The 23,241-nt window shown below is 56.8% G+C and carries 27 protein-coding genes; 11 read left to right on the plus strand and 16 right to left on the minus strand.

The window, feature by feature from the left end; all coding sequences use genetic code 11:
- Positions 1–230: 230 nt before the first annotated feature.
- Positions 231–1,748 carry a 2-isopropylmalate synthase gene (locus ACLQMU_RS04505; RefSeq protein ID WP_422148884.1) on the plus strand — a complete coding sequence of 506 codons (1,518 nt, stop codon included), beginning with the start codon at positions 231–233 and terminating at the stop codon, positions 1,746–1,748.
- Positions 1,749–2,065: 317 nt separating this feature from the next.
- Here the strand turns inward: ACLQMU_RS04505 and ACLQMU_RS04510 are convergent, their stop codons facing one another.
- From ACLQMU_RS04510 to ACLQMU_RS04560, 11 genes are all read right to left on the minus strand, one after another.
- Positions 2,066–2,428: a prefoldin subunit beta gene (locus ACLQMU_RS04510; protein ID WP_422148890.1), complete on the minus strand. Its 363-nt coding sequence runs from the start codon at positions 2,426–2,428 to the stop codon at positions 2,066–2,068.
- 122 nt (positions 2,429–2,550) lie between these two features.
- The gene (locus ACLQMU_RS04515) at positions 2,551–2,790 is read right to left on the minus strand and encodes a KEOPS complex subunit Pcc1 (RefSeq protein ID WP_422148883.1); all 240 of its coding nucleotides are present in this window, start codon (positions 2,788–2,790) and stop codon (positions 2,551–2,553) included.
- A 74-nt stretch (positions 2,791–2,864) separates the two neighbouring features.
- Positions 2,865–2,999, minus strand: coding sequence for a DNA-directed RNA polymerase subunit P (locus ACLQMU_RS04520; protein WP_012107386.1), 135 nt, complete (start codon positions 2,997–2,999; stop codon positions 2,865–2,867).
- Between the two features lie 15 nt (positions 3,000–3,014).
- A complete protein-coding gene (locus ACLQMU_RS04525) occupies positions 3,015–3,314 on the minus strand; it encodes a 50S ribosomal protein L37ae (protein ID WP_422148882.1) in 300 nt (99 codons plus the stop codon).
- 43 nt (positions 3,315–3,357) lie between these two features.
- On the minus strand, positions 3,358–4,062 hold the full coding sequence (locus ACLQMU_RS04530) for a ribosome assembly factor SBDS (protein ID WP_422148881.1): 705 nt from the start codon (positions 4,060–4,062) through the stop codon (positions 3,358–3,360).
- Between the two features lie 5 nt (positions 4,063–4,067).
- On the minus strand, positions 4,068–4,790 hold the full coding sequence (gene psmA / locus ACLQMU_RS04535) for an archaeal proteasome endopeptidase complex subunit alpha (protein WP_422148880.1): 723 nt from the start codon (positions 4,788–4,790) through the stop codon (positions 4,068–4,070).
- Positions 4,762–5,319 carry an Rpp14/Pop5 family protein gene (locus ACLQMU_RS04540; RefSeq protein ID WP_424040573.1) on the minus strand — a complete coding sequence of 186 codons (558 nt, stop codon included), beginning with the start codon at positions 5,317–5,319 and terminating at the stop codon, positions 4,762–4,764. Before ACLQMU_RS04540 ends, psmA begins: the two co-directional genes overlap by 29 nt.
- The gene (locus tag ACLQMU_RS04545) at positions 5,316–5,960 is read right to left on the minus strand and encodes an RNase P subunit p30 family protein (protein WP_424040575.1); all 645 of its coding nucleotides are present in this window, start codon (positions 5,958–5,960) and stop codon (positions 5,316–5,318) included. The genes ACLQMU_RS04540 and ACLQMU_RS04545 overlap by 4 nt, the downstream gene beginning before the upstream one ends.
- A 30-nt stretch (positions 5,961–5,990) precedes the next feature.
- Positions 5,991–6,581: a 50S ribosomal protein L15e gene (locus ACLQMU_RS04550; protein WP_422148877.1), complete on the minus strand. Its 591-nt coding sequence runs from the start codon at positions 6,579–6,581 to the stop codon at positions 5,991–5,993.
- Positions 6,582–6,733: 152 nt separating this feature from the next.
- The gene (moaC, locus tag ACLQMU_RS04555) at positions 6,734–7,216 is read right to left on the minus strand and encodes a cyclic pyranopterin monophosphate synthase MoaC (protein ID WP_422148876.1); all 483 of its coding nucleotides are present in this window, start codon (positions 7,214–7,216) and stop codon (positions 6,734–6,736) included.
- Positions 7,216–8,637 (minus strand): NAD(P)H-hydrate dehydratase, encoded by a 1,422-nt coding sequence (locus tag ACLQMU_RS04560; protein WP_422148875.1) that lies wholly within the window; start codon positions 8,635–8,637, stop codon positions 7,216–7,218. The genes moaC and ACLQMU_RS04560 overlap by 1 nt, the downstream gene beginning before the upstream one ends.
- A gap of 40 nt (positions 8,638–8,677) precedes the next feature.
- Here ACLQMU_RS04560 and ACLQMU_RS04565 point away from each other — a divergent pair, with 40 nt between their 5' ends.
- From ACLQMU_RS04565 to ACLQMU_RS04585, 5 genes are all read left to right on the plus strand, one after another.
- Positions 8,678–10,078 (plus strand): DHHA1 domain-containing protein, encoded by a 1,401-nt coding sequence (locus ACLQMU_RS04565; RefSeq protein WP_443673573.1) that lies wholly within the window; start codon positions 8,678–8,680, stop codon positions 10,076–10,078.
- Entirely contained in the window at positions 10,023–10,577 is a 555-nt protein-coding gene (locus ACLQMU_RS04570; protein ID WP_443673574.1) for a PUA domain-containing protein, read from the plus strand. Before ACLQMU_RS04565 ends, ACLQMU_RS04570 begins: the two co-directional genes overlap by 56 nt.
- Positions 10,501–10,842, plus strand: a complete 342-nt coding sequence (locus tag ACLQMU_RS04575) for a nascent polypeptide-associated complex protein (RefSeq protein ID WP_422148979.1) — start codon at positions 10,501–10,503, stop codon at positions 10,840–10,842. The genes ACLQMU_RS04570 and ACLQMU_RS04575 overlap by 77 nt, the downstream gene beginning before the upstream one ends.
- The gene (locus tag ACLQMU_RS04580; RefSeq protein WP_422148978.1) at positions 10,839–11,564 is read left to right on the plus strand and encodes an rRNA adenine N-6-methyltransferase family protein; all 726 of its coding nucleotides are present in this window, start codon (positions 10,839–10,841) and stop codon (positions 11,562–11,564) included. The genes ACLQMU_RS04575 and ACLQMU_RS04580 overlap by 4 nt, the downstream gene beginning before the upstream one ends.
- A gap of 109 nt (positions 11,565–11,673) precedes the next feature.
- A complete protein-coding gene (locus ACLQMU_RS04585; protein ID WP_422148977.1) occupies positions 11,674–13,089 on the plus strand; it encodes a hypothetical protein in 1,416 nt (471 codons plus the stop codon).
- A 71-nt stretch (positions 13,090–13,160) separates the two neighbouring features.
- Here ACLQMU_RS04585 and ACLQMU_RS04590 read toward each other — a convergent pair whose 3' ends face one another.
- On the minus strand, positions 13,161–13,367 hold the full coding sequence (locus ACLQMU_RS04590) for an AbrB/MazE/SpoVT family DNA-binding domain-containing protein (RefSeq protein WP_422148976.1): 207 nt from the start codon (positions 13,365–13,367) through the stop codon (positions 13,161–13,163).
- Positions 13,368–13,750: 383 nt separating this feature from the next.
- Here ACLQMU_RS04590 and ACLQMU_RS04595 point away from each other — a divergent pair, with 383 nt between their 5' ends.
- Genes ACLQMU_RS04595 through ACLQMU_RS04605 form a run of 3 tightly spaced genes read left to right on the plus strand, consistent with a single transcriptional unit; the run spans position 13,751 to position 15,159 of the window.
- Positions 13,751–13,987 carry a DUF7557 family protein gene (locus ACLQMU_RS04595; protein WP_422148975.1) on the plus strand — a complete coding sequence of 79 codons (237 nt, stop codon included), beginning with the start codon at positions 13,751–13,753 and terminating at the stop codon, positions 13,985–13,987.
- A complete protein-coding gene (locus ACLQMU_RS04600; RefSeq protein ID WP_422148974.1) occupies positions 13,984–14,259 on the plus strand; it encodes a type II toxin-antitoxin system RelE family toxin in 276 nt (91 codons plus the stop codon). Before ACLQMU_RS04595 ends, ACLQMU_RS04600 begins: the two co-directional genes overlap by 4 nt.
- A gap of 60 nt (positions 14,260–14,319) precedes the next feature.
- Positions 14,320–15,159: a hypothetical protein gene (locus ACLQMU_RS04605; protein ID WP_422148973.1), complete on the plus strand. Its 840-nt coding sequence runs from the start codon at positions 14,320–14,322 to the stop codon at positions 15,157–15,159.
- A gap of 752 nt (positions 15,160–15,911) precedes the next feature.
- On the opposite strand, the gene ACLQMU_RS04610 is transcribed toward ACLQMU_RS04605, so the two are convergent.
- The 4 genes from ACLQMU_RS04610 to ACLQMU_RS04625 all read right to left on the minus strand — a co-directional run bounded on the left by ACLQMU_RS04610 (position 15,912) and on the right by ACLQMU_RS04625 (position 21,664).
- A complete protein-coding gene (locus ACLQMU_RS04610) occupies positions 15,912–17,543 on the minus strand; it encodes a hypothetical protein (protein WP_422148972.1) in 1,632 nt (543 codons plus the stop codon).
- Between the two features lie 677 nt (positions 17,544–18,220).
- Positions 18,221–19,651 carry a nucleotide sugar dehydrogenase gene (locus tag ACLQMU_RS04615; RefSeq protein WP_422148971.1) on the minus strand — a complete coding sequence of 477 codons (1,431 nt, stop codon included), beginning with the start codon at positions 19,649–19,651 and terminating at the stop codon, positions 18,221–18,223.
- A complete protein-coding gene (locus ACLQMU_RS04620; protein WP_443673575.1) occupies positions 19,648–20,571 on the minus strand; it encodes a Gfo/Idh/MocA family oxidoreductase in 924 nt (307 codons plus the stop codon). The genes ACLQMU_RS04615 and ACLQMU_RS04620 overlap by 4 nt, the downstream gene beginning before the upstream one ends.
- A 1-nt stretch (position 20,572) precedes the next feature.
- Positions 20,573–21,664, minus strand: a complete 1,092-nt coding sequence (locus tag ACLQMU_RS04625; protein ID WP_422148969.1) for a DegT/DnrJ/EryC1/StrS family aminotransferase — start codon at positions 21,662–21,664, stop codon at positions 20,573–20,575.
- Positions 21,665–21,847: 183 nt separating this feature from the next.
- On the opposite strand from ACLQMU_RS04625, the gene pyrB reads away from it, so the two are divergent.
- Both pyrB and pyrI read left to right on the plus strand, forming a co-directional pair.
- Positions 21,848–22,750 (plus strand): aspartate carbamoyltransferase, encoded by a 903-nt coding sequence (gene pyrB / locus ACLQMU_RS04630; protein ID WP_422148968.1) that lies wholly within the window; start codon positions 21,848–21,850, stop codon positions 22,748–22,750.
- Positions 22,747–23,241, plus strand: a complete 495-nt coding sequence (pyrI, locus tag ACLQMU_RS04635; protein WP_422148967.1) for an aspartate carbamoyltransferase regulatory subunit — start codon at positions 22,747–22,749, stop codon at positions 23,239–23,241. The genes pyrB and pyrI overlap by 4 nt, the downstream gene beginning before the upstream one ends.

Here is a 23,241-nt window from a genome sequence, read left to right on the forward strand (position 1 = left end):
GACATCGCGGTAGCCGCGCAGTTGCCGGAACCGGCAAACCATACTACAGCCGCGCACTCTACCAGGCTGAGTTAAGGCGGGGCACTGCCTAATAATGTAGGGATAGTTTCCTATTAAACATATCGTACGATTGCCCCGGTTACAGGTGGAGGAAATGGTGAAAATCGGGATCGTACAGGGTTTCTTTAAATAATCGGCGGGCATATGATGTAGTATGGCTCGCAAGGATTTTGCGGGGGATCGTCTTCTTCACGGATAGCCGTGCGCATGAAGACGTGACCGTTTTTGATACGACACTCCGTGACGGGGAACAAACCCCGGGGATTGCCTTCACATTTGAACAAAAAATCGAGATTGCCCGTCAGCTCTCGGCTATCGGTGTCCATACGATCGAGGCAGGATTCCCTGCGTCATCGGCCGCCGAGAAAGAGACTGTTTCCGCCATCAAAAAGCTCGGACTTGATGCGAACGTCTGCGGACTCGCCCGGTCGGTAAAAGCCGATGTCGATGCCTGCATCGACTGCGATGTCGACATGATCCATGTGTTCATCCCGACATCGGATATCCAGCGGGAGAACACCATCAACAAGAGCCGGGAGGAGGTTCTCAAAATCACCGGCGAGATTATCCGGTACGCCCGCGGACATGTGGACACATGTATGTTCTCTCCCATGGATGCGACGCGGACAGATCACGATTATCTTGTCGAAGTCTGCCGTACCGCGGCACAGGCCGGGGCAACGATCATCAACATCCCGGATACCGTGGGGGTCATCTCCCCGTCGGGTATGAAGACCCTGATGGGCCGGCTCGCCCGCGAGGTCGACTGCCCGCTCGATGTCCACTGCCACAACGACTTCGGCCTCGCGGTCGCAAACACGATCGCCGCCGTGGAAGCGGGAGCCTCGCAGGTGCAGGTAACCGTCAACGGCCTCGGGGAGCGGGCCGGGAACGCCGATCTCGCCCAGACCGTGATGATCATGGAGTCCATCTACGGCATCCATACCGGGATCAAAAAAGAGCGTCTCGTTGAAACGTCCCGCCTTGTCTCCCGGTTCTCGGGAATCTGCATCCCTCCCACCCAGCCGGTGGTCGGGGAGAATGTCTTCTCGCACGAGAGCGGCATCCACACGCAGGGTGTGCTCAAGTGCTCCGAGACATTCGAGCCCGGGATCATGACCCCCGAGATGGTCGGGCACCGGCGCCGGCTCACGCTCGGCAAACACGTGGGCAGGCATGCCGTGCGCCAGATGCTCGCCGATGCCCACATCGAACCCGGCGATGCGCAGCTCGACGCTGTTGTAGAAAGGGTCAAGGCAATCGCAAGCAAGGGAAAGAGGGTGACCGACGCCGACCTCTACGAGATCGCCGAGAGCGTCATTGGCATCGAAATCGGTAAAAAAGTACTCCAGCTTGACGATATCGCAATCATGACCGGTAACCATGTGATCCCGACGGCCAGCGTTCGGGCGCAGGTCAACGGCACCGAGCATGTCTTCTCAAGCGTAGGAAACGGCCCCGTGGACGCGGCGCTCAAGGCGATCGTGGGAATCATCCCGGCCCGGATCCAGCTGACCGAGTTCAACATCGAGGCGATCAGCGGGGGCTCGGACGCAATGTGCCACGTCACGATTGCCGTCGAGGACGAGCACGGACGTATCTACGATGCGAGCGGGAGCGGCGACGACATCGTGCTCGCCTCGGTCGATGCACTGGTAAATGCGATCAACCTGACCAGCAGGAATTAACCCTGCTGGTCTGGAGAAACCCTTTTTCGTAATATGCTCCTCCCTCTTCAAGCTACTCGTCCCCCGAGGTGAGCGGGATGCATTGCGATAACACCGGAACTGGTAATACAGTATTATCGCACTGGGGGGATGCCACAGCGGCGGGGGCATGCATGCGCGCCCAAAGAGCATCACAATGAAGGATTGGATGATTTCTCCGGGGCAAAAAATCCCTCTTAGACTACCCTTTTTCTCCGGACAGGATTTATGAGATCTGAAGCACGACCGGGACAGGGACACTGGGACGAATGACTGCCGGATAAAACTGCAAGAAAAAGTTATGCGGCATTCGGGGCGCTTTTGCCCTCGAGCGCGGCCTTGATCTGGGCCTGGAGCTGCTCGAATTTACCCTGCAGCATCGTCTCCTGTTTTTCAAGGGACTTGATCCTGAGTTCAAGGGTCTCCACCTTATCGGTGAGTTTCTGGCTCACATACTCCTTCTTCTTCTGCACCATAACGGTACCAATACTCATAAACATCGGGGTATCGTCAGACGCATCCTTGATCTCTTCCTCGGCACGCTTGGCCTCACGCACTGCCATCTCGTACTGGGTCTTCTGCGAAAGTACCGTCTGGAGCTGCTGCTGTACCTGCTGGAGCATCGCAAACTGGTTCTGGACTTTAGGGGAAATGTTCTGCATGATCGTGTCTTCCGTATCAAGTTTCATTTGCAAGTGATAAAAATGATTCCGTACCGGCTCTCCGGCGGCAGCGCGAAAAGCCACGCCAGAAGATGCAGCTGGGATGCTTGACGGAGTTGTTTTCAGGTAATCTGCTGCATCTCGTCCGCCACCATAACCAGCCGCAGGAACATGTTGAGCGCCGCACGCAGCGCCGCGATGTCCTGCGCCTCAACAAGCATCACCAGCATACCGGTTCCCTCGACCCAGCACTGTGTTACGGACCGGGGATTCACTTCATCCTGCAGCTCCGGGAGGAGCGACCGGTAGATCTGGTCGGCATGATCGGTTGTGAAACGGAACAGGGCTTCATGCCTCGACACGGGAAAACCTCGTAAGGTATATGGGAAAAACAAGGATTAAAAAGGAATCTGCCGGGGATACCGGCACAGATACGTTACCTGGCTTTCAGCTCTTTTATTGCTGCGCCGCGTTCCTTAAACAGGATGCGGTGACCGCAGTAGGGACACCGTACATTGACGTCGATCTCCACTTTCTGCTTGCACCGTGCGCACTTATAGGTACTTGCCATGGTGTAATCTCTGAGTTACCGGGTATTTTCTTCGACAGCACTGGTGCGGTCGATGGCACGGAGGGCAACACGGAGGGCCGGGGTCTCGGGCTGGTATGCGCCGCCGGCAAACTTGTACCCGCACTTCCGGCACTCCCAGATACCGGTACCTCTCCTCTGCACCGACTGCGTATCGCACTTGGGGCAGCGGTGATCAGCCCTTGAGATCTTTTCCATCTCTGCGACTCGCTTGCGCACGAACCGTCCATACCTGCAGCCAAAACGCCCTGCACTACCGGTTACTTTTCCTTTTGCTGATTTTTCCGAGCTTGCCATGATAAGTATCCACCGAATTGACTTTCTATATTTGTCCTCGCAATTAATATACTTGATTGAGGATCTTTACCTGTCCCTCGCCTTTGCTGATCTTGTTTATCAGATCGTAGAACTCGCCCTGGATGCCGGCCGGAATCCGCACGACGCAGACCCATGAACCATCTTTCTGCCACTCGTCTTTCTCCATTGTGCTTGCCGCCGCAATGTCACCGTATGCGCGGGCGGCGTTATCGGCCGGGATCCGTATGGCCAGCCGGAGTTCCTCGAACCGGATGGGTAGGATCGGGCGCAGCGCCTTGACCGTTTCCTTGACCAGTTCGTCAAGGTGCTTGAACGGATCGATATTGACCCGGGCCTCTTCCATCGCCCTCTCGATCCGGGCCGGCGGGTGAGGGTGACCGGACTGGGGATTGATGGAATTTCGCGCGATAAACGTGATCACCTGCCGGCGCTTCTCCTCGATCATCTCCCTGCGCTGGTCGGCAGTCAGGTGGATCTCGCCTTTTTCGATGATCTTCTTTGCCACTGTTGCAAAATCCGTGGTGTGGAAGACCTTTTCCAGCGACTCGTCTGATGCCCGCGTCCCCCGTGAAGCATTCCCGAATACATTAAGGGCAGCGACGACATCCTCGATGTTGATGTTCTCGCCCTGCCGTACGCGGGCGGCAAGGTGGGGCTCGACGAGGATCTCGAACCGTTCCCCGAAGCTTTCCAGCCGGGCTACCACCGCGTTCTCAAGAGAGATCATACCGATCACTGTTTGAACTGTTCGACGTACGATGCGACTTCTTCTTTTGTCATCTTCTTGAACACCGCATTGCTGCACTCAACGATGCCGATCTCCACTGTATCGACATCGAATTTGCCTTCGGTCGCCGAGTGCAGGGCCTTGAGGCCGAGGAGGATTGCATCCTTGATCGTGAGGCTTGCCGTGTATTCCTCTTCAAATATCTTCATTGCTGCCGGCCTGCCGATACCGATGCCGGTTGCCTTGTATTCAAGGAGTGTACCGGACGGGTCGGTCTCAAAGAGCCGGCATTCGCCATCGCTGACCCCTGCGATCAAAAGCGCAGTACCGTACGGGCGAATGCCGCCGTACTGGGTGAGAGTCTGCATGTGGTCGCAAAGCTTCTTTGCCAGCGCCTCGACCTCGATCCGCTCATCGTAGGAGACCCGGTTGATCTGGCATTCGATCCGCGCCCGGTCAACGAGCGCCCGTGCATCGCCGACAAGGCCGGAGGACGCGACGCCGATATGCTCGTCGATCTTGAAGATCTTCTCGATCGACGATGCTTCAAGCAGCTTGGAACTGACGCGCTTGTCGACGATAAGCACGACCCCGCCCTGTGCCTTGATTCCAACTGCCGTGGTGCCGCGCTTTACTGCTTCCCGGGCATACTCCACCTGGTACAGCCTGCCGTCAGGCGAAAAAACGGTGATCGCCCGGTCATAGCCCATCTGGTATTGTGGTTGCATGGATAATCTCCAGATCTTCTGTTGTTAAGAACAATCGGCGTGTATTTTTAAATCCCTTTTCTATCGCATCAACCTTGGGACCGTTCCATGCGACAGCATCTACCGGCAAAGAGTCAAAACGGTAACCGCAGGTGCCGGGGGTTCCTTCCTGCACCGGCCCGCTCTCCTGCCCGGGGGCCGCGGCATCCTGCGGCATGATCGTTGCGATCCGCTCCCGCAGGCTCTCGAGTGTCCCCGAGACGGCAAGCACCCGGATGGCGACGGTAGAGTCCCGGCAGGCAAAGAGCGTCGAGAGGGCGATGGCAAACTCGCGTTCGGCTCCCCTGCGGCAGCGCAGGAGTGCATATCCCTTCTCCACCGCGAGTACCGAGGGCTGCATGGCAGCGGCCGCTACATCCCCGAAGAGTGAGACTACCGCCTCGTATACGGCGTAATAGAGATCTTTTGGCTCGACCAATGTTCCAGCCGGGTCGATACGGGCGAGCAGATACCTTCGTTTTTCCCTGAGCGTAGGCGGGCGGATGCTCATGAAATCACCTTCACGATGCTCTCGCCCGGATCGGTCACCCTGCCGACCCCGGCAAGCGCCGCCTGCACATCGGTCTCATCCATACCGAAAAGCGAGCAGAGCCCGGTGACTTCCCGCACCGCCCGCATGCCGAGAACCGACCGTGCCGAGGAGGAGATGGTGAGCGGGAATTCAAACCTGCGGTACAGGATCATGAGGTCGAAATAGCGGTGGATCGCTTTCTGCCGGAGGCGCCCGCGCCCGAAGATTAAGACGGACAGATCAATGTCGAGGGCGGTGTTGTTGTCCGCTGCGATCTTCGCTGCCACATGATCGAACGAACGCTTGTCGGCGGCATGGATACCCCGCAGGATATGGACGCCGGTTGTTCCGGCAATGGCACGGTTGAACCCGTTGTCTCCCATCTGCACGGCCACTACCGCCCCGGTACCCCTGCTTTTTTTCGCCCGGCTCTGGACGTCTTTTGCCGGGATGCCGTCAAGGAAGATTCCGGGGATTACGGTGATACCGCAGACCTCGGCAGCCGGCGTGTCCGCCGCGACAATGCTGTCATAGCCATACGAGCGCGCCTCGAGCGCAAACCTGCGGACCGATGAATCACCGCGAGGATACGGATAAACACAGGCGTCGGTGATCTTCATGAGATACCATTACGGGAAAAAAGGATAAGATTATTTGCCCTGGTTGGCATGGGAGCGGATGCTCGGGCGGGTCTTCTCGGTGCCCCTTCCCCGGGTCCTCATACCGCGTCCTTTTCGTCCGGCAGAGGTCTTGCCACGTTCTGCCCGTCCGCGGTGGGCGGGGTTTGCGAGCCATGCAAGGTTCTTGTCTGCCCGGATCGAGGGGTGGTGGCCGTCAACGAGAATAACCTCGTAATACTTCAGCTTCCCGTCCTGGCCGACCCAGTACGAGTTGAGCACTTCCATGTTCGGGTACCGGCGGGATGCACGCTCCTCGGCAATCCGCTGGATGCTTTTGCCCGGCGTAATCTTGTTCTTGCCCATGCGTGCGGACCGGCGGGCCCGGACATACCGGGATGCACGGCGGCCGCCACGGCGTACCTGGACGCGGACAACCGCGATGCCCTGCTTCGCCTTGTATCCGAGAGAGCGGGCGCGGTCGATACGGGTCGGGTGCTCGAGACGGGTAACGCTGCCCTCGCGGCGCCACCCCTGCATCCGGTCCCAGAGCAGGGCTTTTACTTCTGACTTGTCAGGTCTTGCCCATGCGTCCCTGACATACGCATACATCGATTTTACCATGTGTTATAACACCTCAAGGTTCGGCCCGTGACGGGCTACATTCCTTTTGAACGGGACGAATCCCGCATTCTTATAAAATGGATCCGGGGGGATATTAAAGTACGTGGCGCTCCACGGGCAAACACGGACAATAGCCGGGAAGTACGATACCATCACGCGGCAGCCGGTGTTGTCCCTTTACGTTTTTCCACAACCCTTATCCCCTCGATCCGGGTGACGGGGTACTGGCCGTTCGTATCTTTTTCCGCGGACTTGACCATGTCCCAGATGGTAAGGAGCGCGACCGAGACGCCCGTCAGCGCTTCCATCTCCACCCCTGTCTTACCGGTGGATTTTATCCTGACCACCGCTTCAATAAAGCCATCGCCCTCCGCAAAATCCACGGTGATAGCACCGAGCAGAATCGCATGACACATCGGGATGATACGGGGCGTCTCCTTTATCGCGAGGATGGCTGCCACCCGGGCGGTGGCAAGCACGTTTCCCTTGACCACGGTACCCTCCCGGATCGCCGCAAGGGTTGCCGGCCGCAGGTAGATCCGCCCTTGTGCCACCGCTTCGCGCACGACGTCCGACTTCGCGCTGATATCCACCATCTGTGCCCTGCCATCGGAAATATGGGTAAACTCGACCATTACTTCTGTCTCCTGAACAATTCTTTGGGGATCCGGTCAACCAGGTCTGATGCGAGCATCCCCTCGCCCCGCTCTTCTGCCACCCGCTCCCCTGCTCTCCCGATTGCGTACGCGGCGATACAGGCTGCTTCGAACGCAGGCAGGTGGCAGAGGAGGGCGCCGCACGCCCCTGCCAGCACGTCCCCGGTCCCGCCCACGCTCATCGCCGGATCACCGGTCCGGTTGAACCTGACCCGGTGGCTATCTGTAATGATGTCCACGGCCCCTTTGAGGAGCAGGGTGCCACCCAGCGTTGCCACCGCAGCCTGTGCCGCCCGCGCCCGCCCGCATACGTCCCCTGCATCACCAGGAAGCCGGGCGCCGGCAATACGGGCAAATTCCCCGGCATGGGGGGTATACACGGTCTCGCCGCCGGCTTTCGGGAGCGGGAGCCGGAGGGCGTCGGCATCGAAGACCGCCTTTTTGCAGTGCGGGGCAACCGAAAGCACAACCTCGTGGCTCTCCGTCCCGAGGCCGTTCCCGCAGACAACCACGTCCGCCCGCTCCGCGAGCCCGATGAGCCGTTCCATGTGTTCCCCGCTAATCCGGTCACCGGTGAGGCGCTCGTAGATCAGGTCGGGCACCGGTTCAAAGACCGGCGATGCAATCCTGACGATATCGGCCCCGGCCCGGAGCGCCCCGAGCCCGGCCAGGTAGGGTGCCCCCTGATACGGCCCGCCGCCAATCACAAGCACCTCGCCCCCCGCCCCCTTGTGGCTTGTCCTCGTTCGCACCGGGATAAGCGTCAGGTCTCCCGGCCCGGTGCAGCACTCGGCCTCGATGGGAATACCGATATCCACGACTTGTGACCCTTCTGCCTTGGGCCGGTGGAAAGCGCAGATCCGGTCGGCCCGCATGCCGGGCGAGGGGACATCCGCCGCGATGATCTTTGCCCGTGATGCGTTTGCCATCGCCATGCAGGTAGCAAGAGGCTCTTTTGGCGTCCCGGTGGCGCCGGTCCCGAGAAGGGCATCAACGATTACATCAGCCTTCCCGAACAGGGATGAGATGGCGCGGAGATCATCGGTGGACACAAAGGGGTGGAGGGTCACCCGGCAGCTTTTGAGCGCCGCAAGCTGGTGGGCACAGGAAGGAGTGCGCGTACCGGAATCGAGATAACAGACCGCGGTGTCCACGCCGCGCTGGAGGTACCGGGCCGCCACCATCCCGTCCCCGCCGTTGTTGCCCCGGCCGCAGAGGACAAGCACAGTCTTCGGGCGAAGTGCGAGCACGGATGCCGCAAGGGCTTTTCCCGCGCTCTCCATCAGCTGGAGGCCGGTCACCCCGAGCGCCTGCGCGTTTGCATCCACCGCACGCATCCGCTCATGAGTGATGATCCCGTCCTCGAGGAACTCTTCTGCACAGGCTGTCAGGTCGGGCATATGCACACTTCATCTGTATTGACTCCATAAATAATAGGTAATGGGTTTCCCTGATGATGTGAAGGCGGCCGCCGGGCAGATCACGGATGCCCGCGAGATAACCATCATCTCCCATATCGATGCTGACGGCATCTCCTCAGAAGCGATCCTCTCGCAGGCGATTGCCCGGTACGGGATTTGTGTCCGCTCCGTTTTTGTCCGTCAGCTCGAACCGCTGACCATGCCCCAGGTGCCATCCGATGCTTCCTTTAAGATCTTCACCGACCTTGGCGCCGGCCAGCAGAACCTTTTAAAAGAGCGGGGTCTTGCCGAAAAAGATGTGCTGATCGTCGACCACCACGTCAGCCAGCCCTGTGAGGTCCCATATCTTCAGGTGAACTGCCTCCCGTACGGGTACACGAAAATGAGCGCTGCCGGCGTCGCCTACCTGATCGCAAAGCAGATGGACGAGGCAAACATCGATCTTGCGAAGCTTGCGGTGATCGGGAATGTCGGGGACATGATGGCGCGGGAGACCTGCGGCCTTGTCGGCCCGGCCCGAGACGTGATAGTTGAGGACGGTGTCAGGCACCGGTCGGTGAACGTCTGCAAGAAAGACCTCAACTGTTACGGCACTGCGACCCGGCCGGTCCACCTCTCGCTGGCCTACAACGACGACCCGTTCATCAGGGGGATCAGCAACAATCCCGAAGGGGCACGGCAGTTTTTGAAGAAACTGGGCATTGTCCAGCAGACCCCGGACGGGCGCTGGTACGTCTGGGAGGAACTCTCCGATGAGGACCGGCGCACGATCACGTCAGCCCTTGCCGAACAGCTGATCGCAAACGGCGAGAGCGTCGACCGGCTTTTTGCCGAGAGCTACCGGTTCCCGGACGAGATCCCGAGGACCCCCCTGCGGAATGCGCAGGAATATGCGACGCTCCTCAATGCCTGCGGCCGGTGGACCAGACCTGTGGTCGGAAGCGCGATCCTCAAAGGAGACCGGGGTACCGCGTACCGGGAGGCCGAGCATATGCTCAACAACCACCGGGCGATCATCAGGAACCTGCTCCAGTATATCATCGAGACGGGAGTCACGGAACTGGAGAACGTCCAGTACCTCCACGTGGGAGGGAGATTCCCGGACACCATCGTGGGGATCGGGGCGGGCATGGCGCTTTCGAAACTCAACAGCAAAAAACCCATCCTGATCATGTGCGAAGTACCCGAGGACAAGAACCTCACCAAGGTCTCGATGCGCACAACGGAGAGGGTTATCGAAAAGGGCATCGACCTTCAGAAAGCGATCAGCGATGCCTCAGCAGAGTACGGCGGCGGGGGCGGCGGGCACAAGATCGCGGCCGGAGCGTTTATCCCCAAGTCCGCTGAACAGGAGTTTGTCAACCGTGTCAACAGGATACTCGGAGAACAGTTCGCTGCGCAGGGTGCAGGCGATCGCTGATTACCAGTTCGGAAACCTTGCAGGTACCGGGCTCTTTCCCGAAGGCTGCGAGTTTCTGCTTTCGACGACGGGACGTATCCGCCAGATCCTCTATGGAGGGGTCAGGCTCGCAACGATCCGGGCATCGGACGGCAGGCTCACGCTCGGGATGGAAGGGGCCCGCCGGCTCCATGCGATCCTCCCTGCGCCCGGCTACCGGGCGGTTATCCGGGACGATGTCGCGGAATTTGTGGCGCAGGGAAAGAACGCGTTTGCAAAGCACGTGGTCGCAGCTGACCCGCAGATCCGCGCGGGGGACGACGTGCTGGTGGTCACGGGCGGCGATCGGCTCATTGCCTGCGGCGCTGCGCTCCTTTCGGGCGCGGAGATGCTTGCATTTAATTATGGTGCAGCGGTAAGAGTACGGCAGGGGAGTGAGAAGAATGCTTCCGGGAAACATCAATCCGCGCCAGATGAAGGCGATGATGAAGAAGCTCGGCATGCAGGTCGAGCCGATTGAAGACGTCCAGAGTATTGTCATAAAAACGCCGAAAGGCAACTGGGTGTTTGGCCCGTCGGAAGTGACGGAGATGACCATGCAGGGGGTCACGACCTACCAGATCACCGGTAAGCCGACCTTTGAAGAGGCGGCTATCGAGATCCCCGCAGCGGATATCGCGATGGTCGCCGAACAGGCGCAGGTGCCAGCCGAGAAGGCAAAGGAAGCGCTGGTCGCGACAAAAGGCGATATCGCCGAAGCGATCGTGAAACTCTCCTCACCATGATCGAAGCCGGCGACCGCGTCCTTTTAGTCGGTGAGGGAAGGGAATTTTTTATCCGTGCAGGCCCCGGGAAACTTTCGACCGACAAGGGCCAGCTCGATCTTGCGCCGCTGGTCGGGGCATCGGCAGGGGACGTGTTCACCACGCACACCGGGGCGCAGTTCGTGCTCCGCATTCCCCGGCCCACGGATTTTTTCGTGCACGGCAAGCGCTCCGGCGCCCCGATGCTCCCCAAGGACATCGGCCTTGTGATCGCCTATACCGGCATGAACCGGAACGACGAAGTGCTCGATGCGGGGACCGGGAGCGGGATCGCGGCAATCTATTTTGGCGGGATCGCGGCGCACGTGACGACCTACGAGGTCAGGCCGGATTTCTCCGCGCTTGCGGCAAAGAACATTAAAGAGGCAAAGCTCGACAACGTGGAAGCGGTTGCCGCAGATATTCTCGCCGCTGAAGGCACATATGATGTGATCCATCTCGATCTGCAGATTGCAGCGGAGCATGTGGCCTTCGCCTACGACCACCTCCGGGCCGGGGGCTACCTTGCCTGCTACACGCCGTTTTTAGAACAGATGGCAATTGTAGTGGACGCGGCACAGGAGCGGTTCCCCGAAGTCCACACCCACGAGCTGATTGAGCGGGAGATGACCCGGTCAAAGAGGGGGACAAGGCCCTCGACGAGTATCAGTCATTCGGGGTATATCACGATAGCGAGGAAGTGAAATAGGCGGTTTATTACTCTTGCAATTTTGATGCACTATTATAAGTTGAATTGTCACGATTGTATACCAAAAACCAAATAATTGAAAACCTTATTTTAAATTAATTCTCATGACCAATGAAAAAATTGTAGAAACCATACATTGTCCATACTGTAATTTCCCCAATACCGTCGGGATTGAAAAAGAGGGAATAATTTTTCCATATCCACCAATAGGTGATAGTAGAAACACCTACGGGTCAATTTACTCAGATAAAGTATTTTCATCTCTTGAAAGGAGAGGTGTTTTAGTTAAAAAAAGAGATGAAATTGAAGTTAAGTGTCTGCACTGTAGCAATACATTCTTACTTGCAGTTTTTTTGAGAGAAACCACAGACCCAATATATGATGAAAGAGAACAAAAACACCTTAAATATCTATCCGAAAATGAAGAATTAAAAGATACAATTCCAATTTTTGAACGTTTTTTATCTTGGTGGTTTAAGAAGGAATTTTTTCCATTTAAGAACAAATTATTTGATTTATGTATTCTCCTACTTTTACCACTTCTACCGTTTCTCATAATTCAGTATTATCAAATGGGATCTTACGCAATATTCAGGGATGTCCCATTTATCGTGCTATTCCTTCTTTTTGGGATTCTAGTATATTTATTCAATAGTTTCAATGAACAATTCCATAAAACACTAAATGTTTCCGAATTACCACTAAATTTAAGTGAGGAATACAAAAAAAGCCGTTTTGGACGTTTGTTTGAAAGTTGGATCATAAAAGATTCAATTTACGATTTTTGGCCTATTCCTTTCTCAAATAAAAAAATACATCACGCCACAGCTTATGGAATCATATTAGCAGTAGGTTATCTCTTTTTCTACTCGCTTCTTGTACTTGTTTTTCATAAAAATTTGTTTTTAGGCCTAACTAATTTTAGTTATATGATGGCAATTTGCTATCTACTATTTTGGTTAGTTGTTTGTTTTATTTTGGGAAATATTACGTTTTTACTATTGAGTACTTCATCGATAGTGTTTCGAGTTTTTGAAAAAATCCCTGCAAAAATTAACATATATAAGAAAACGGGGGGTTTTGATTCAATTATTAACTTATGCAACCTCATCATTTTCCAAATTTCGATCATATCTCTAATTGCCGTTGTTTGGATATTCGGACTTGTTAACATTAAATTTCTCGAAATTAATTATGCTGCCTTTTTAGCTGATCCAGTTGGATTAGTGCTGCTTGGCGTAATCATCATTTTGATGTTATGGCTGTATGTAATGCCAATGCTAATGGTGATTGAAAAATATCAACACGCAAAATACGACTGCCTAAATAAAATAGGCTCTAAATTGGAATCCTATGTGCCTTCAACCTATGAATGCGATACTGGACGACTGCAAAAAATACAATTTGATTTTAATCGGGTAATTTCATTACCAGATTGGCCAACAAACATAAGAATTAATTTAATCGTTTCATTGGCTATTCCAATTGTTTCCTGGATAATCAACTTTATTATCCACTAATATAGCTTAATAAAAATCCAATTTCGTTAGAATAGGAAAAATCCACAATGACAACGGCGCCCTGTGCCGGATCAGTCATGCGCTAACCTGTTCTTCGCGTTATTCTTCCAGACATCGTCCGGGTTCTCGTAATCGATCTCAATCTTTGCTTTCCGGAAGATGATCCTGTCCTTATCTGAAGAAATGGTCAGGTAATCCCCGTCATGGATACCGAGATCTGTCCGGATCTTCTTTGGAAGGGTGATGAGTCCCTTTGATGAGACTTTAACAAGTGTCATATCTGGCATATGCACTCACAACTTCGAATATAAGATTCTTATATATTCCGCGTTACGGGTGAAATGATATCAGCGCCTCCCAAAATACAATCGCCCCACGGAATAGAGCAATCTTTTCAGGGATTTTTGCGATGACTGCCGCCGCCCCCGACGGGGCGCCCCCGCGGCGGATCAGGAAGAGTACCCGGACGCTCACTTGCCCCGCCGTGCCCCGTGAGGGGGCCTGAGGCGGGGAGTCTTCACAACATATCCCCCTTTTAAATATTCATAAAATGAGTTCTTCCTATTCCTCGTCTCCCGTTACGTGTCGGCATACCGTGAGCTTCAAGACCTCGCGCTCCCACAATCAGTTATAATACCTATAGGTGCATAGTAGTGTTACTATGCAGGCTGCAACTTCAATTTACATCCGGGAAGACCTCAAAACCCAGCTCAACACCCTGAAACGCCATCCCAAGGAATCGTACAACGATGTCATCGAGCGCCTGCTCACGCTCGCAGTCGATGAGGAGCCCTTGAGCGAAGAGACACTTACAGGGCTTGAAGAATCCCTCGAAGATGTCCGTAAAGGCAACCTGATCCCTGAAAAAGAGATTATGAAAAAGTATGGGGTTAAATGAGCCCATACCAGATCAAATATACCCCGCGGGCAGACCGTGACCTCAGCAAACTTCCACAGGAACTCGCCCGGCAGGTCATCCGTAAAATTCATGCAATCTGCGAAGACCCTTATAGCCATATCAAAAAAATAAAGGCTTCAAATCCCCGGCATCCGATATATTCGGTCAGGATCCGGAGGGGCGTCCGGGCGTTCCTTTCGATCCATGACGATGTTCTGATCATCCACGTCCTTGAAGTGGAATATCGGAAGACCGCATACCGGGATTTTTAAACTCCGGGCACGTCCCTTCCAACCTACAACCATTTAACCCCCGCCCCCAGAATCAGATTAATGCCATCGCAGGAACACGTCCACATCATCACCGCCGGTGACGATATCGCCGCCACCTATACCGCATCATTCCGGGATTATCCCGGCATCACCCGGACGTACGTCTTTTCCGACAGCACCATCTATCTCAAACACGCGGATCCCGAAATTGAAAAAATGCGCTTTGCCATAAGAAACGCGATCTCCGCTGCAAAGAATACCTCCACATCCATCGGCATACCGTTCTCAAACGAGGTCATCTCCGCTCCTGCATACCCGGCCGTCTGCGACGCGCTCACCGGAATTCACCGGAAACATCCCGGCGCACGGTACACCTTCGATCTGTCGGGCGGGTCAAAACCGCTCTGCATGGCGCTCCTTGCCCTTGCCCCGTGGGTGAACGGCGAGATCCGATCGGCATTCGATGAAAAAATCCTGCGATCTGTTCCGCTCCCGTACCTGCCGGCCCGGGCAATGCTTGCAAACCCCAACTACCAGACAATCCTCGCACTGCTGGTAAAATACGGTAAAAATGAGAAGAGATCGACTACTCCTGCTCCCGTATCGCGGCAGTACCTCTACCAGCAGCTCTGGCCGCTCTACGTGATGGCGCGGACACGAAAAGATTCACCGGCCGCGACCTGTAAGAAAGGGAGGAAGGCAGCAGACGAACTCACCCAGTCAACGTTTTCCTGGTTCATGACCGCGCTTGAGGATGCCGGTCTTGCAGAGGCGGCAAGTACGGACGGGAACCGGAAGGAGAAGTTCTACCGGATCACGGAAAAAGGGGAGATGGCGTTCCGGTTTGGTTCCGACCCGGCCACCAGCACGCTGGTTAAGACCGTGCTGGAAACGCTCTAGGAAAATAGGGATGGGCCGGAAAAAATCCGGAAAAATATTTTTTGCCCGAAAAAGAGGTGTGAATTAACCACCCGGTTTCCGGGTAATTACCCGGATACCGGGTGTACAACTAACTGACAGTATTTTGCTCCGTCGTGAATTTTCCGGCAGTTCCGGATTTTTAAGAAAAAAATCCGGATCGTCCGGGCCGTTGAAATTTTTTGGCCGCAAAAAAATCCGGAATTTATTTTTCGGGCCGGAAAAAGTATCCGCGTTCCGGCCGGACCGGGTCCACGAGTGCCCCCCCAACATGAGAGATTCCTGCCCCCGGGAAAGCGCGGGGGACACGAAAGGAGCGCCATATATAGTACCGGCCCGGACTCCACAATTGTGAGAAAATTCCCGCCCAAAATTTTCCAATTTCCTGCGCTTTATATCGCGTCCGCGTCAAGCAGAGGATCAGCGGAAAAACCGCAAGCGAGGAACAAACCATGACTGCATACAACACTCACAAAATCCTAGAAGGACCAGAACCTACGAAGATAAAGATCCCCCTCCCCGTTCACCTGGCATGTATCCTGCTTCTTGTGGCAGTCACCGTATGCACCGGTCCGCTCGCCGCGTATTTCGCATAGAGGAGGGGGGGTCTTTGTGCCACCATTTGCTATGCTGCCACAACCGGAAGACCATCCGCCCCCCTCTTTCTCCTCATCCCGGAACCGTCCAACAACGATTGTTTTGTAAAAACAGGGACTGCTCATCTGGGAAGGCGATCACAAAAACGTGAGGGGGTTGAGTTCTGTCGCCGGGTCAGCCTGCGCCTTGATCCGCCGGATCAAAGCGAGTTCGGTCGCAAGCCCCAGTTCCCGGCAGTAGGCCTCGGCCTGCCCCAGCTTGTCTGCCGTATCCGCGTACTTATCCGGGAATTCATCGGCGACGGAAGGATAGAGCAGGGATTCGGAGATAAAACACTGCGCCATGCCCCACTTCGAGGAGATCTGGCAGTAGATCTCAAAGGCGTTGCTGTATTTCGCATCGAGATCCCTGGGCAGGGGCCGGCTGAATTTCTGGCTCGCAATCCGGGCAAGTTCGCACTCGCCGATCAGCGTGTGGGCGAACCGGCTGATGCTCCGGATACGTTGCGCCGCGCTCTTTGCTTCTTCGTACAGGCCCGCCGCCCGGGTAAGGTAGGGTCCGGCCGCTGCACCGGACGATGAAAACGCATATGCTCGCATCAGTTCCGCCTGCTCGGGCAGCAGCCTGACCCGGCCCCGGAACATATCGTCATGGTAGATCGTATCCGCCATCTCGTAGCATTCCCGGGCCTTGTCGTACTGCCCCGTAACGCGGTAGAGCGTCCCGCTCCTCCTCCACGTATCCCCGCGGATCTCTTCGACATCCGGGTTCCGGTGCTCCGGGTCTGCTACTGCCGCGCGTTCGAGCGCCCGGGAGAAACGTGCCGGGGCAAGCGCCGGGCCGGTCGCACCGCAGGCAAGTTCCACCTCCCCGGCCCCGAAGAGGTTCTTTGCCTGCGCAAACGGGCCCGCCCCGCTCCTGCGGGCATCAGAAAGGAACGCTTCCTTTGCACCGGCAAGATCGTTGAGATGCATAAGGATACTGCCCCGCGAGATCCGGGCCTCGGCAAGGATCGCATCCGGGTCACGACCCTGCTGCCGTGTAAGTTCAATGCCCCGCTCAAACGTCGCCGCCGACGCCTCGTACAGGTCGAGGGTCTGGAAGAACTGCGCATACCAGAAGAAGAACCGGATCTCGTGCTCTTCCGGGGACGCGGTGGCAACAAACCGGAGAAAATCCCGTGCAAGCGAACCGTCGATATCGCTTGAGGGGACCTTCCCTTCAAAGATATCCGCATAGATCCCTTCGAGATAATCCCCGATCGCTTCCGGCTCCCCGAGACGCCGGCGGAAGGCTTCGTAGGCCGCTTTCACTTCGTGGCTGCGCTCCGTGCGTTCGCCGATCGCAGAGATGACGCGGGGCTGGACAACCTCGGGTTTCCCCTCCGGGGCATGCCGCGAGATCTCGCCAAGGAGGATTTTCAGGTCAAGGAGCCCGCCGGCCGGGTTCTCCCGGCACCGCGCGAGGATGTACCGGTTGAAAATCCACAAGCGGCGGATAAAATAGTAGGGATTGGTGCGTTCATTTCCCGCCCTCGCGATAATCCCCCGCCCGATCAACACGTCAAGGCGTTTCCGGAGCGCAGATTCGGATATGGAATGCCCCTTCTTTGCCACGCTGCCCTGCTTTTCCTGTGCATTGACCCGTAAAAGGATCCGGGGGATTTTTAAGGGGCCGTCATAGAGTACGAGCAGCGTTTCCCGTCCCGCGGCAGACAGGTCGGGTTCCGCATCTACAATCTTTCCAAAAGTTGCCCGGTCCGGATACATTGTTACCTGAACATGGAGTACCCTGTTCTATATAGATTCCGGATTTATCCCGGGATTTATCGGCAGGTATGCCTTAGCTGGTACTCCGGGAAGTCCCGTCAGGATTCGCGCATAGGGGATTAGCCAAACCACGGATTACAGCCCCTTGTTCATACCCTCACGCTGGAAAAAAATGACGGGTTTATTTCCATATTCCTCATGCTTATAGGCAGGCCATTCCAACAGGTGATCCGGCCAGGAGAAATCCTGGACCGGAAAGACAACGACAGGAAAGACTGCAGAAGCAGACACTCCCGCTCCCTGACGGTTGCGGGATTGCACCTCCCCAGGTACCCATCAAAAAGGAGCGGTGTCTTCCTTCACCGCTCCCCACACCACGGTATGACAACCGTATCCCCGGCAGAATGGCATAAGCGTTATGGAACGAGGGACAAAAGCCAAGATCTCTCACCCTCTCGAATGTGGCCTCCTCCAAACCCCATACCCGGAAAAAAACGGTGCCTCGTTCCAGACCAATGCCACAGTAAAAATCAGGGGTACCCTGGTACTCTTCTCTTCTTATTGCACCCTGAAGAGTTCAATCGCAGGGGCGCTCCGTTGTCCAGGGTTTACCCGGATGCAAAAACGGACTGCGCAATCAGTCCCGTGCACGGTCATGCAAAACGCAACGACAAAAATTATTCGTGAATCGGGTGGCTGTTCTTGTCGCCGCGGCCGATCCCCTTATAGATGAACCCGGCGCCGATCCAGGCATCCGGGTCGATGATGTTTCTTCCGTCCACAATGACCGGGTGCTCCTTTCCGGTCAGCGCTTTCACCCGAAGGACGTCAAGCGAGCGGTACTGGCGGTGGCCGGCAAAGACGACCACGGCATCGGCACCCCGCAGGGTATCGTCAAGGCCGGATGTCAGGGTCACACCCGGGGCAGGCTCCACAAACGGGTCGTGGATGGCGACCGTGGCCCCGGCAGCGATCAGGTCGTCGCGGTACGGCTCCGATGGCGTGTTCCTTGTATCATCCGAATTGGCAAGGAACGCCCAGCCGAGCAGCGCAATATTCGCCCCTTTTAACGGCGTGCCTGCACGGGCGAGGCCTTCACGCGTGAGCCGGAACATGTGCCTTGGCATGAAATCGTTGATGGTGCGGGCAAGGACAAAGAGGGAGCGCTCCCCCGCGGGATAATCGAGCTGGTCTTTTCCCAGCTGCTGCACGCCGCGTTCGAGATGGTAAGTGTCCTTGGTGAGACAGTGCCCGCCGACCCCGGCGCCGGGCCAGAGCATCGCCCGGGTGATCCCCTCGCCCTTGAGGCTGTCCACGCCAGCCCTCACGTCGTAGAAATTGACTCCCATCGCCTCGCAGTAGAGCGCAAGCTCGTTTGCCGCCGCGATCTGGAGGTCGCGGAAGGTGTTCTCGGCAGTCTTGGTCACCTCTGCTGCCGTCGCGGTCATGGGGATCACCTTCCCGGCCGTCAGCACCGGCGCGTAGAGTTCGGTTGCCCGGGCCGTACTCACCGGATCGAGGCCGCCCACGATCCGGTCATGCTCCCGGATATTCCTGATCAGCCGGCCCACCATCACCCGTTCGGGGGCATGGGCAAACGCGAAGTCCACTCCCGCGACAAGGCCCGACTCCTCTTCGAGCATGGCCCGGGCCGGGCCGGTGGTCGTGCCGGGGGTGACGGTGGATTCGAGCACGACAAGCATCCCGGGCCGGAGGTTGCGACCTGCGCTCCTGATGCCCTCGTTCAGGGCCGAGAAATCCGGGATAAGATCGTCCTTGTTCCTGAAGGGTGTCTGGATGGAGAGGGTCACGGCGTCCATCTCCGCAATTTTTGAAAAATCGGACGTGCAGGCAAATTTTTTTGCCACTACCACTTTTTTCAGGAGCTCATCTAAACCCGGCTCCTCACCTTTGAGCGGGCTCTCGCCCCGGTTGAGCATCGCGATCTTGTAGCCTGATGATGGCGAGTCGCGCTGGAACCCGTACACGTGCTCAAATGCCGGGGAATCCGCAAAGAGTGCGGCTGCCGGGATGCCGACGTACCCCATGCCGATCACGCCGATCTTTTTGATCGGCCCCCGCCTTTTGATCAGCGCATCGAGCGTCATGGCTGGTTTCCGAGAGACAACCCGGCCCGGATCTGCTCGCTTACCTCGAGGTTGCGGATCGCCTGTTCCGGCGTGACCGGGAAGGGCGCGTGCTTCTTTGCGCAGTCGATAAAGGTTGCAAGTTCCACCTTTAAGGGTTCGACCTTGTTCACCATCACCTTCTCGATGATATTCTCCTGCACGTAGCGCTCGTTTTCGAACTGGTACCGGCCGGGCTTGCGGTAGATAGTGACCTCCTGGCTCATGAAATCGCCTTCGACCGTAAACTCCTCCTCCTCGATGTAGATCATCCGGATCTTCTTTGACGCCTTACGGCTTGCCGAGAGCGCCACGGGCACGCCGCCGCACTCCATGAGCACGCTGCAGAGATCGGCATTCCCGACAGAATGGATGTGGCAGGGATCCGGGAAAAAGACGTTGACGATGATGTCGATGTCGTGGATCATCAGGTCCTCGACCACGGAGCTCCCGGTTACCCGTGCTGACGCCGGGTTGTGCCGTTTCAGCTCCACGTACAGGGGTTTTGTCACGATCTTCTTGATCTCGGCAATGATCGGGTTGAAACGCTCGATGTGGCCGACGCCGATAGTGATCCCGGCGGGGCGGACCGCCATGAGCTCCCGTGCTTCAGCCGCCGTTGCGCAGATCGGTTTTTCGATAAACGCGTGCTTCTTTGCGAAAAAGACCTGCCGGACGACCGCCGCATGGTGCTGGGTCGGTACGCAGACGCTCACCGCATCCACGTGCGCGAGCAGTTCCCCGACCGTTGGATAAACGGTTGCACCGTGCTGTTTTCCAATCGCTTCGGCGGCCTGTGCATTCACGTCGCATATTCCGAGATGGGCTACGCTTTTGAGTTCGGAATAGACCCGGACGTGGTTTCTCCCCATCGTCCCGACACCGATCACCCCGACATCCATATTATTTCACCTTATTTACCGTTTCACAGATATAGGCAAGGTCTTTTGTATCCAGTGACGGGTGTACAGGCAGGGAGAGCACCGATGCGGCGAGCCGGGTCGCCACCGGGCAGGGATCGGGCTCGGCCACCGGGGCGTACAGGGGCTGGCGGTGGATGGGTATGGGGTAATGCACCGCGGACCCGATGCCCTTTGTTTTCAGGTAGTCTGCAAACGCCGCCCGGGAGAGGGGGAACTCCTCCGTGAGCCGGACGACATACTGGTGGTACACGTGCTGGACCCCGTCGGCGACCCGGGGTTTGACCAGTCCCTTTGCCGAAAGGTTTGCCGCGTAGTACTCCGCGTTTTTCCTCCGGCGCAGGTTGAACTTGTCCAGTTTTTTGAGCTGGACGATCCCGATCGCGGCGGCGATATCGGTCATACGGTAGTTGTAGCCGAGCGTGGTATGGAGGTACTTCTCGCTCTGGCCGTGGTTGACGATCAGGCGGAGCCGGTCGGCCGATGGTTTGTCGCTCGTCGTAACCATCCCTCCCTCCCCGGTAATCATGTTCTTTGTGGCATAGAACGAAAAGCACCCGAAACGGCCGAGATTCCCCACCTTCACGCCATGGTACTGGGCGCCGTGGGCCTGTGCCGCATCCTCCACGAGAGGGAGGTTATGCGCTTCGCAGATCTCCTGCACGGGTCCGACATCGAACGGCTGGCCGAAGAGGTGGACGCCGATGACCGCTCTGGTTTTGGCCGTGATGCGTTCTTTTACCTGTTCCGGCCGGATGTTGAAGGTCTGCTCGTCCACATCGGCAAAGACCGGCTTTGCGCCGCACATCGAGACTGCCGTCGCCGTCGCAATGAACGAGAATGCCGGCACGATCACCTCGTCGCCGGGGCCGATACCTGCGGCGAGCAGCGCTGCATGGAGAGCCGCAGTCCCGTTGTTTGTCGCCACCGCATGGGCGGTGCCGCAGTACGCGGCAAACTTCTGCTCGAACTCGGCAACCCTCTCTCCCTGTGCCAGCATGCCGGACGCCAGTACGTCCGACACAGCCGCCACTTCATCCGGGCCAATCACCGGCCGCGCTACGGGTATCTGCATGCCTCACGTCCCTGCTAAAAATAAACGCAGTTTCCTGAATAAAATGGGCAACAATCGGATAATATCATTCCTGTCGAAAACATTTTTCCCGATCCCCCGTACGGGAGACAGGCCTTTGCGGGAAGATAGGTACTTTAGGTCAGGATGTGCATATGATCCTGAAAGCAAACTCGCGCGGGAGGAGTGGCCACGCATCACATCATATCCATCGGGGATTTTGACCGCAGCGCAATCGATCGCCTGCTGGATCACGCACAACAGATCGGGAAGAAAAAATACGATACAAACGCCCTTGACGGCAAAATCCTTGCCGTCCTCTTTTTTGAACCCAGTACCCGGACACGGATGTCCTTTGAGTCTGCCATGGCGCGCCTCGGCGGCACCTCCATCTCCGTCAGCAGCGTCGAGGCCTGCTCGATGGCAAAAGGCGAGACGCTTGCCGACACGATCCGGGTGGTCAGCGGGTACGCGGACGCAATTGTCATCCGCCACCCGAAGGAGGGGGCGGCACGGCTCGCGGCGGAGTTTGCAACAGTGCCGGTCATAAACGCCGGGGATGGTGCCGGCCAGCACCCGTCCCAGACACTCCTCGACCTGTACACGATCCGGCAGTCGATGCCAATCGAAGGAATCGACGTGGCGCTGGTAGGCGACCTGCGGTACGGCCGGACAGCCCACTCTCTTGCCTCTGCCCTCTCCCTGTACGGCGTCCGTCTCCACACCATCTCCCCCTCCGGGCTTGAACTGCCACCTTCCCTTGCCGCAGGCCTCGAAGAAAAAGGCATGGAGATCATCGGCCATACCGATATCGGGGAGGTGATCGACGACGTGGATGTTCTCTATGTTACGAGAATCCAGCGTGAACGGTTCCCGGACTCGACGTCGTACTTCAATGTCGCTTCCAGTTACCGGATCACCCCCGAACTCCTCGCGGGGGCAAAAAAACACCTGATCGTCCTGCACCCCCTCCCGAGGGTGGACGAGATCGACCCCCGGCTTGATGCCTCGCCCCACGCCCGCTACTTCGAGCAGTCGAAAAACGGTGTGCCGGTGCGGATGGCCATGCTGCTGGACGTGATGGGATGAAGCACATCGCACCCGCAGAGACCGGCGAGGACGAAGGGGAGGGGCTCCTTGTACGGCGCATCAGGAACGGCACCGTGATCGACCACATCGATGGCGGCGAAGCGCTCAACGTGGTGAAGATCCTCGGGATTGTCGGGACGACTTCGGAAGCGCTCTCGATTGCGACCAATGTCCCGAGCCGGCACATGGAAAAAAAGGACATCGTCAAGATCTCCAACCGGGAACTCTCGAAAGAGGAGGTGGACCGGATTGCGCTCATCTCCCCCAGGGCGACTATCAATATTATCCGTAATTTCAAGGTCTGCGAAAAGAAGGGTGTCGAGATCCCGACGCTGATCGTGGGGAGTGTCCGGTGCCCGAACCCCGGCTGCATCACCCGGACAAACGAGCCCATCAGGAGCAGGTTTGCGGTTCTTCCCGACGGAAAAGGCCTGCGCTGCCTCTACTGCGATTCGGTGATCACAAAAGACCTGACCAGTTATATCATATAA

Source organism: Methanoregula sp., assembly GCF_052325125.1.
Lineage (GTDB): Archaea > Halobacteriota > Methanomicrobia > Methanomicrobiales > Methanospirillaceae > Methanoregula.

Bases quoted from the DNA above. Each gene is read 5' to 3' on its own strand.
- ACLQMU_RS04510 (WP_422148890.1), bottom strand. From the start codon at position 2,428: ATGCAGAACATTTCCCCTAAAGTCCAGAACCAGTTTGCGATGCTCCAG.
- ACLQMU_RS04520 (WP_012107386.1), bottom strand. From the start codon at position 2,999: ATGGCAAGTACCTATAAGTGCGCACGGTGCAAGCAGAAAGTGGAGATC.
- ACLQMU_RS04525 (WP_422148882.1), bottom strand. From the start codon at position 3,314: ATGGCAAGCTCGGAAAAATCAGCAAAAGGAAAAGTAACCGGTAGTGCA.
- ACLQMU_RS04530 (WP_422148881.1), bottom strand. From the start codon at position 4,062: ATGATCTCTCTTGAGAACGCGGTGGTAGCCCGGCTGGAAAGCTTCGGG.
- psmA (WP_422148880.1), bottom strand. From the start codon at position 4,790: ATGCAACCACAATACCAGATGGGCTATGACCGGGCGATCACCGTTTTT.
- ACLQMU_RS04540 (WP_424040573.1), bottom strand. From the start codon at position 5,319: ATGAGCATCCGCCCGCCTACGCTCAGGGAAAAACGAAGGTATCTGCTC.
- ACLQMU_RS04545 (WP_424040575.1), bottom strand. From the start codon at position 5,960: ATGAAGATCACCGACGCCTGTGTTTATCCGTATCCTCGCGGTGATTCA.
- ACLQMU_RS04550 (WP_422148877.1), bottom strand. From the start codon at position 6,581: ATGGTAAAATCGATGTATGCGTATGTCAGGGACGCATGGGCAAGACCT.
- moaC (WP_422148876.1), bottom strand. From the start codon at position 7,216: ATGGTCGAGTTTACCCATATTTCCGATGGCAGGGCACAGATGGTGGAT.
- ACLQMU_RS04560 (WP_422148875.1), bottom strand. From the start codon at position 8,637: ATGCCCGACCTGACAGCCTGTGCAGAAGAGTTCCTCGAGGACGGGATC.
- ACLQMU_RS04565 (WP_443673573.1), top strand. From the start codon at position 8,678: ATGGGTTTCCCTGATGATGTGAAGGCGGCCGCCGGGCAGATCACGGAT.
- ACLQMU_RS04575 (WP_422148979.1), top strand. From the start codon at position 10,501: ATGCTTCCGGGAAACATCAATCCGCGCCAGATGAAGGCGATGATGAAG.
- ACLQMU_RS04580 (WP_422148978.1), top strand. From the start codon at position 10,839: ATGATCGAAGCCGGCGACCGCGTCCTTTTAGTCGGTGAGGGAAGGGAA.
- ACLQMU_RS04585 (WP_422148977.1), top strand. From the start codon at position 11,674: ATGACCAATGAAAAAATTGTAGAAACCATACATTGTCCATACTGTAAT.
- ACLQMU_RS04590 (WP_422148976.1), bottom strand. From the start codon at position 13,367: ATGACACTTGTTAAAGTCTCATCAAAGGGACTCATCACCCTTCCAAAG.
- ACLQMU_RS04595 (WP_422148975.1), top strand. From the start codon at position 13,751: ATGCAGGCTGCAACTTCAATTTACATCCGGGAAGACCTCAAAACCCAG.
- ACLQMU_RS04600 (WP_422148974.1), top strand. From the start codon at position 13,984: ATGAGCCCATACCAGATCAAATATACCCCGCGGGCAGACCGTGACCTC.
- ACLQMU_RS04605 (WP_422148973.1), top strand. From the start codon at position 14,320: ATGCCATCGCAGGAACACGTCCACATCATCACCGCCGGTGACGATATC.
- ACLQMU_RS04610 (WP_422148972.1), bottom strand. From the start codon at position 17,543: ATGTATCCGGACCGGGCAACTTTTGGAAAGATTGTAGATGCGGAACCC.
- ACLQMU_RS04615 (WP_422148971.1), bottom strand. From the start codon at position 19,651: ATGACGCTCGATGCGCTGATCAAAAGGCGGGGGCCGATCAAAAAGATC.
- ACLQMU_RS04620 (WP_443673575.1), bottom strand. From the start codon at position 20,571: ATGGATGTCGGGGTGATCGGTGTCGGGACGATGGGGAGAAACCACGTC.
- ACLQMU_RS04625 (WP_422148969.1), bottom strand. From the start codon at position 21,664: ATGCAGATACCCGTAGCGCGGCCGGTGATTGGCCCGGATGAAGTGGCG.
- pyrI (WP_422148967.1), top strand. From the start codon at position 22,747: ATGAAGCACATCGCACCCGCAGAGACCGGCGAGGACGAAGGGGAGGGG.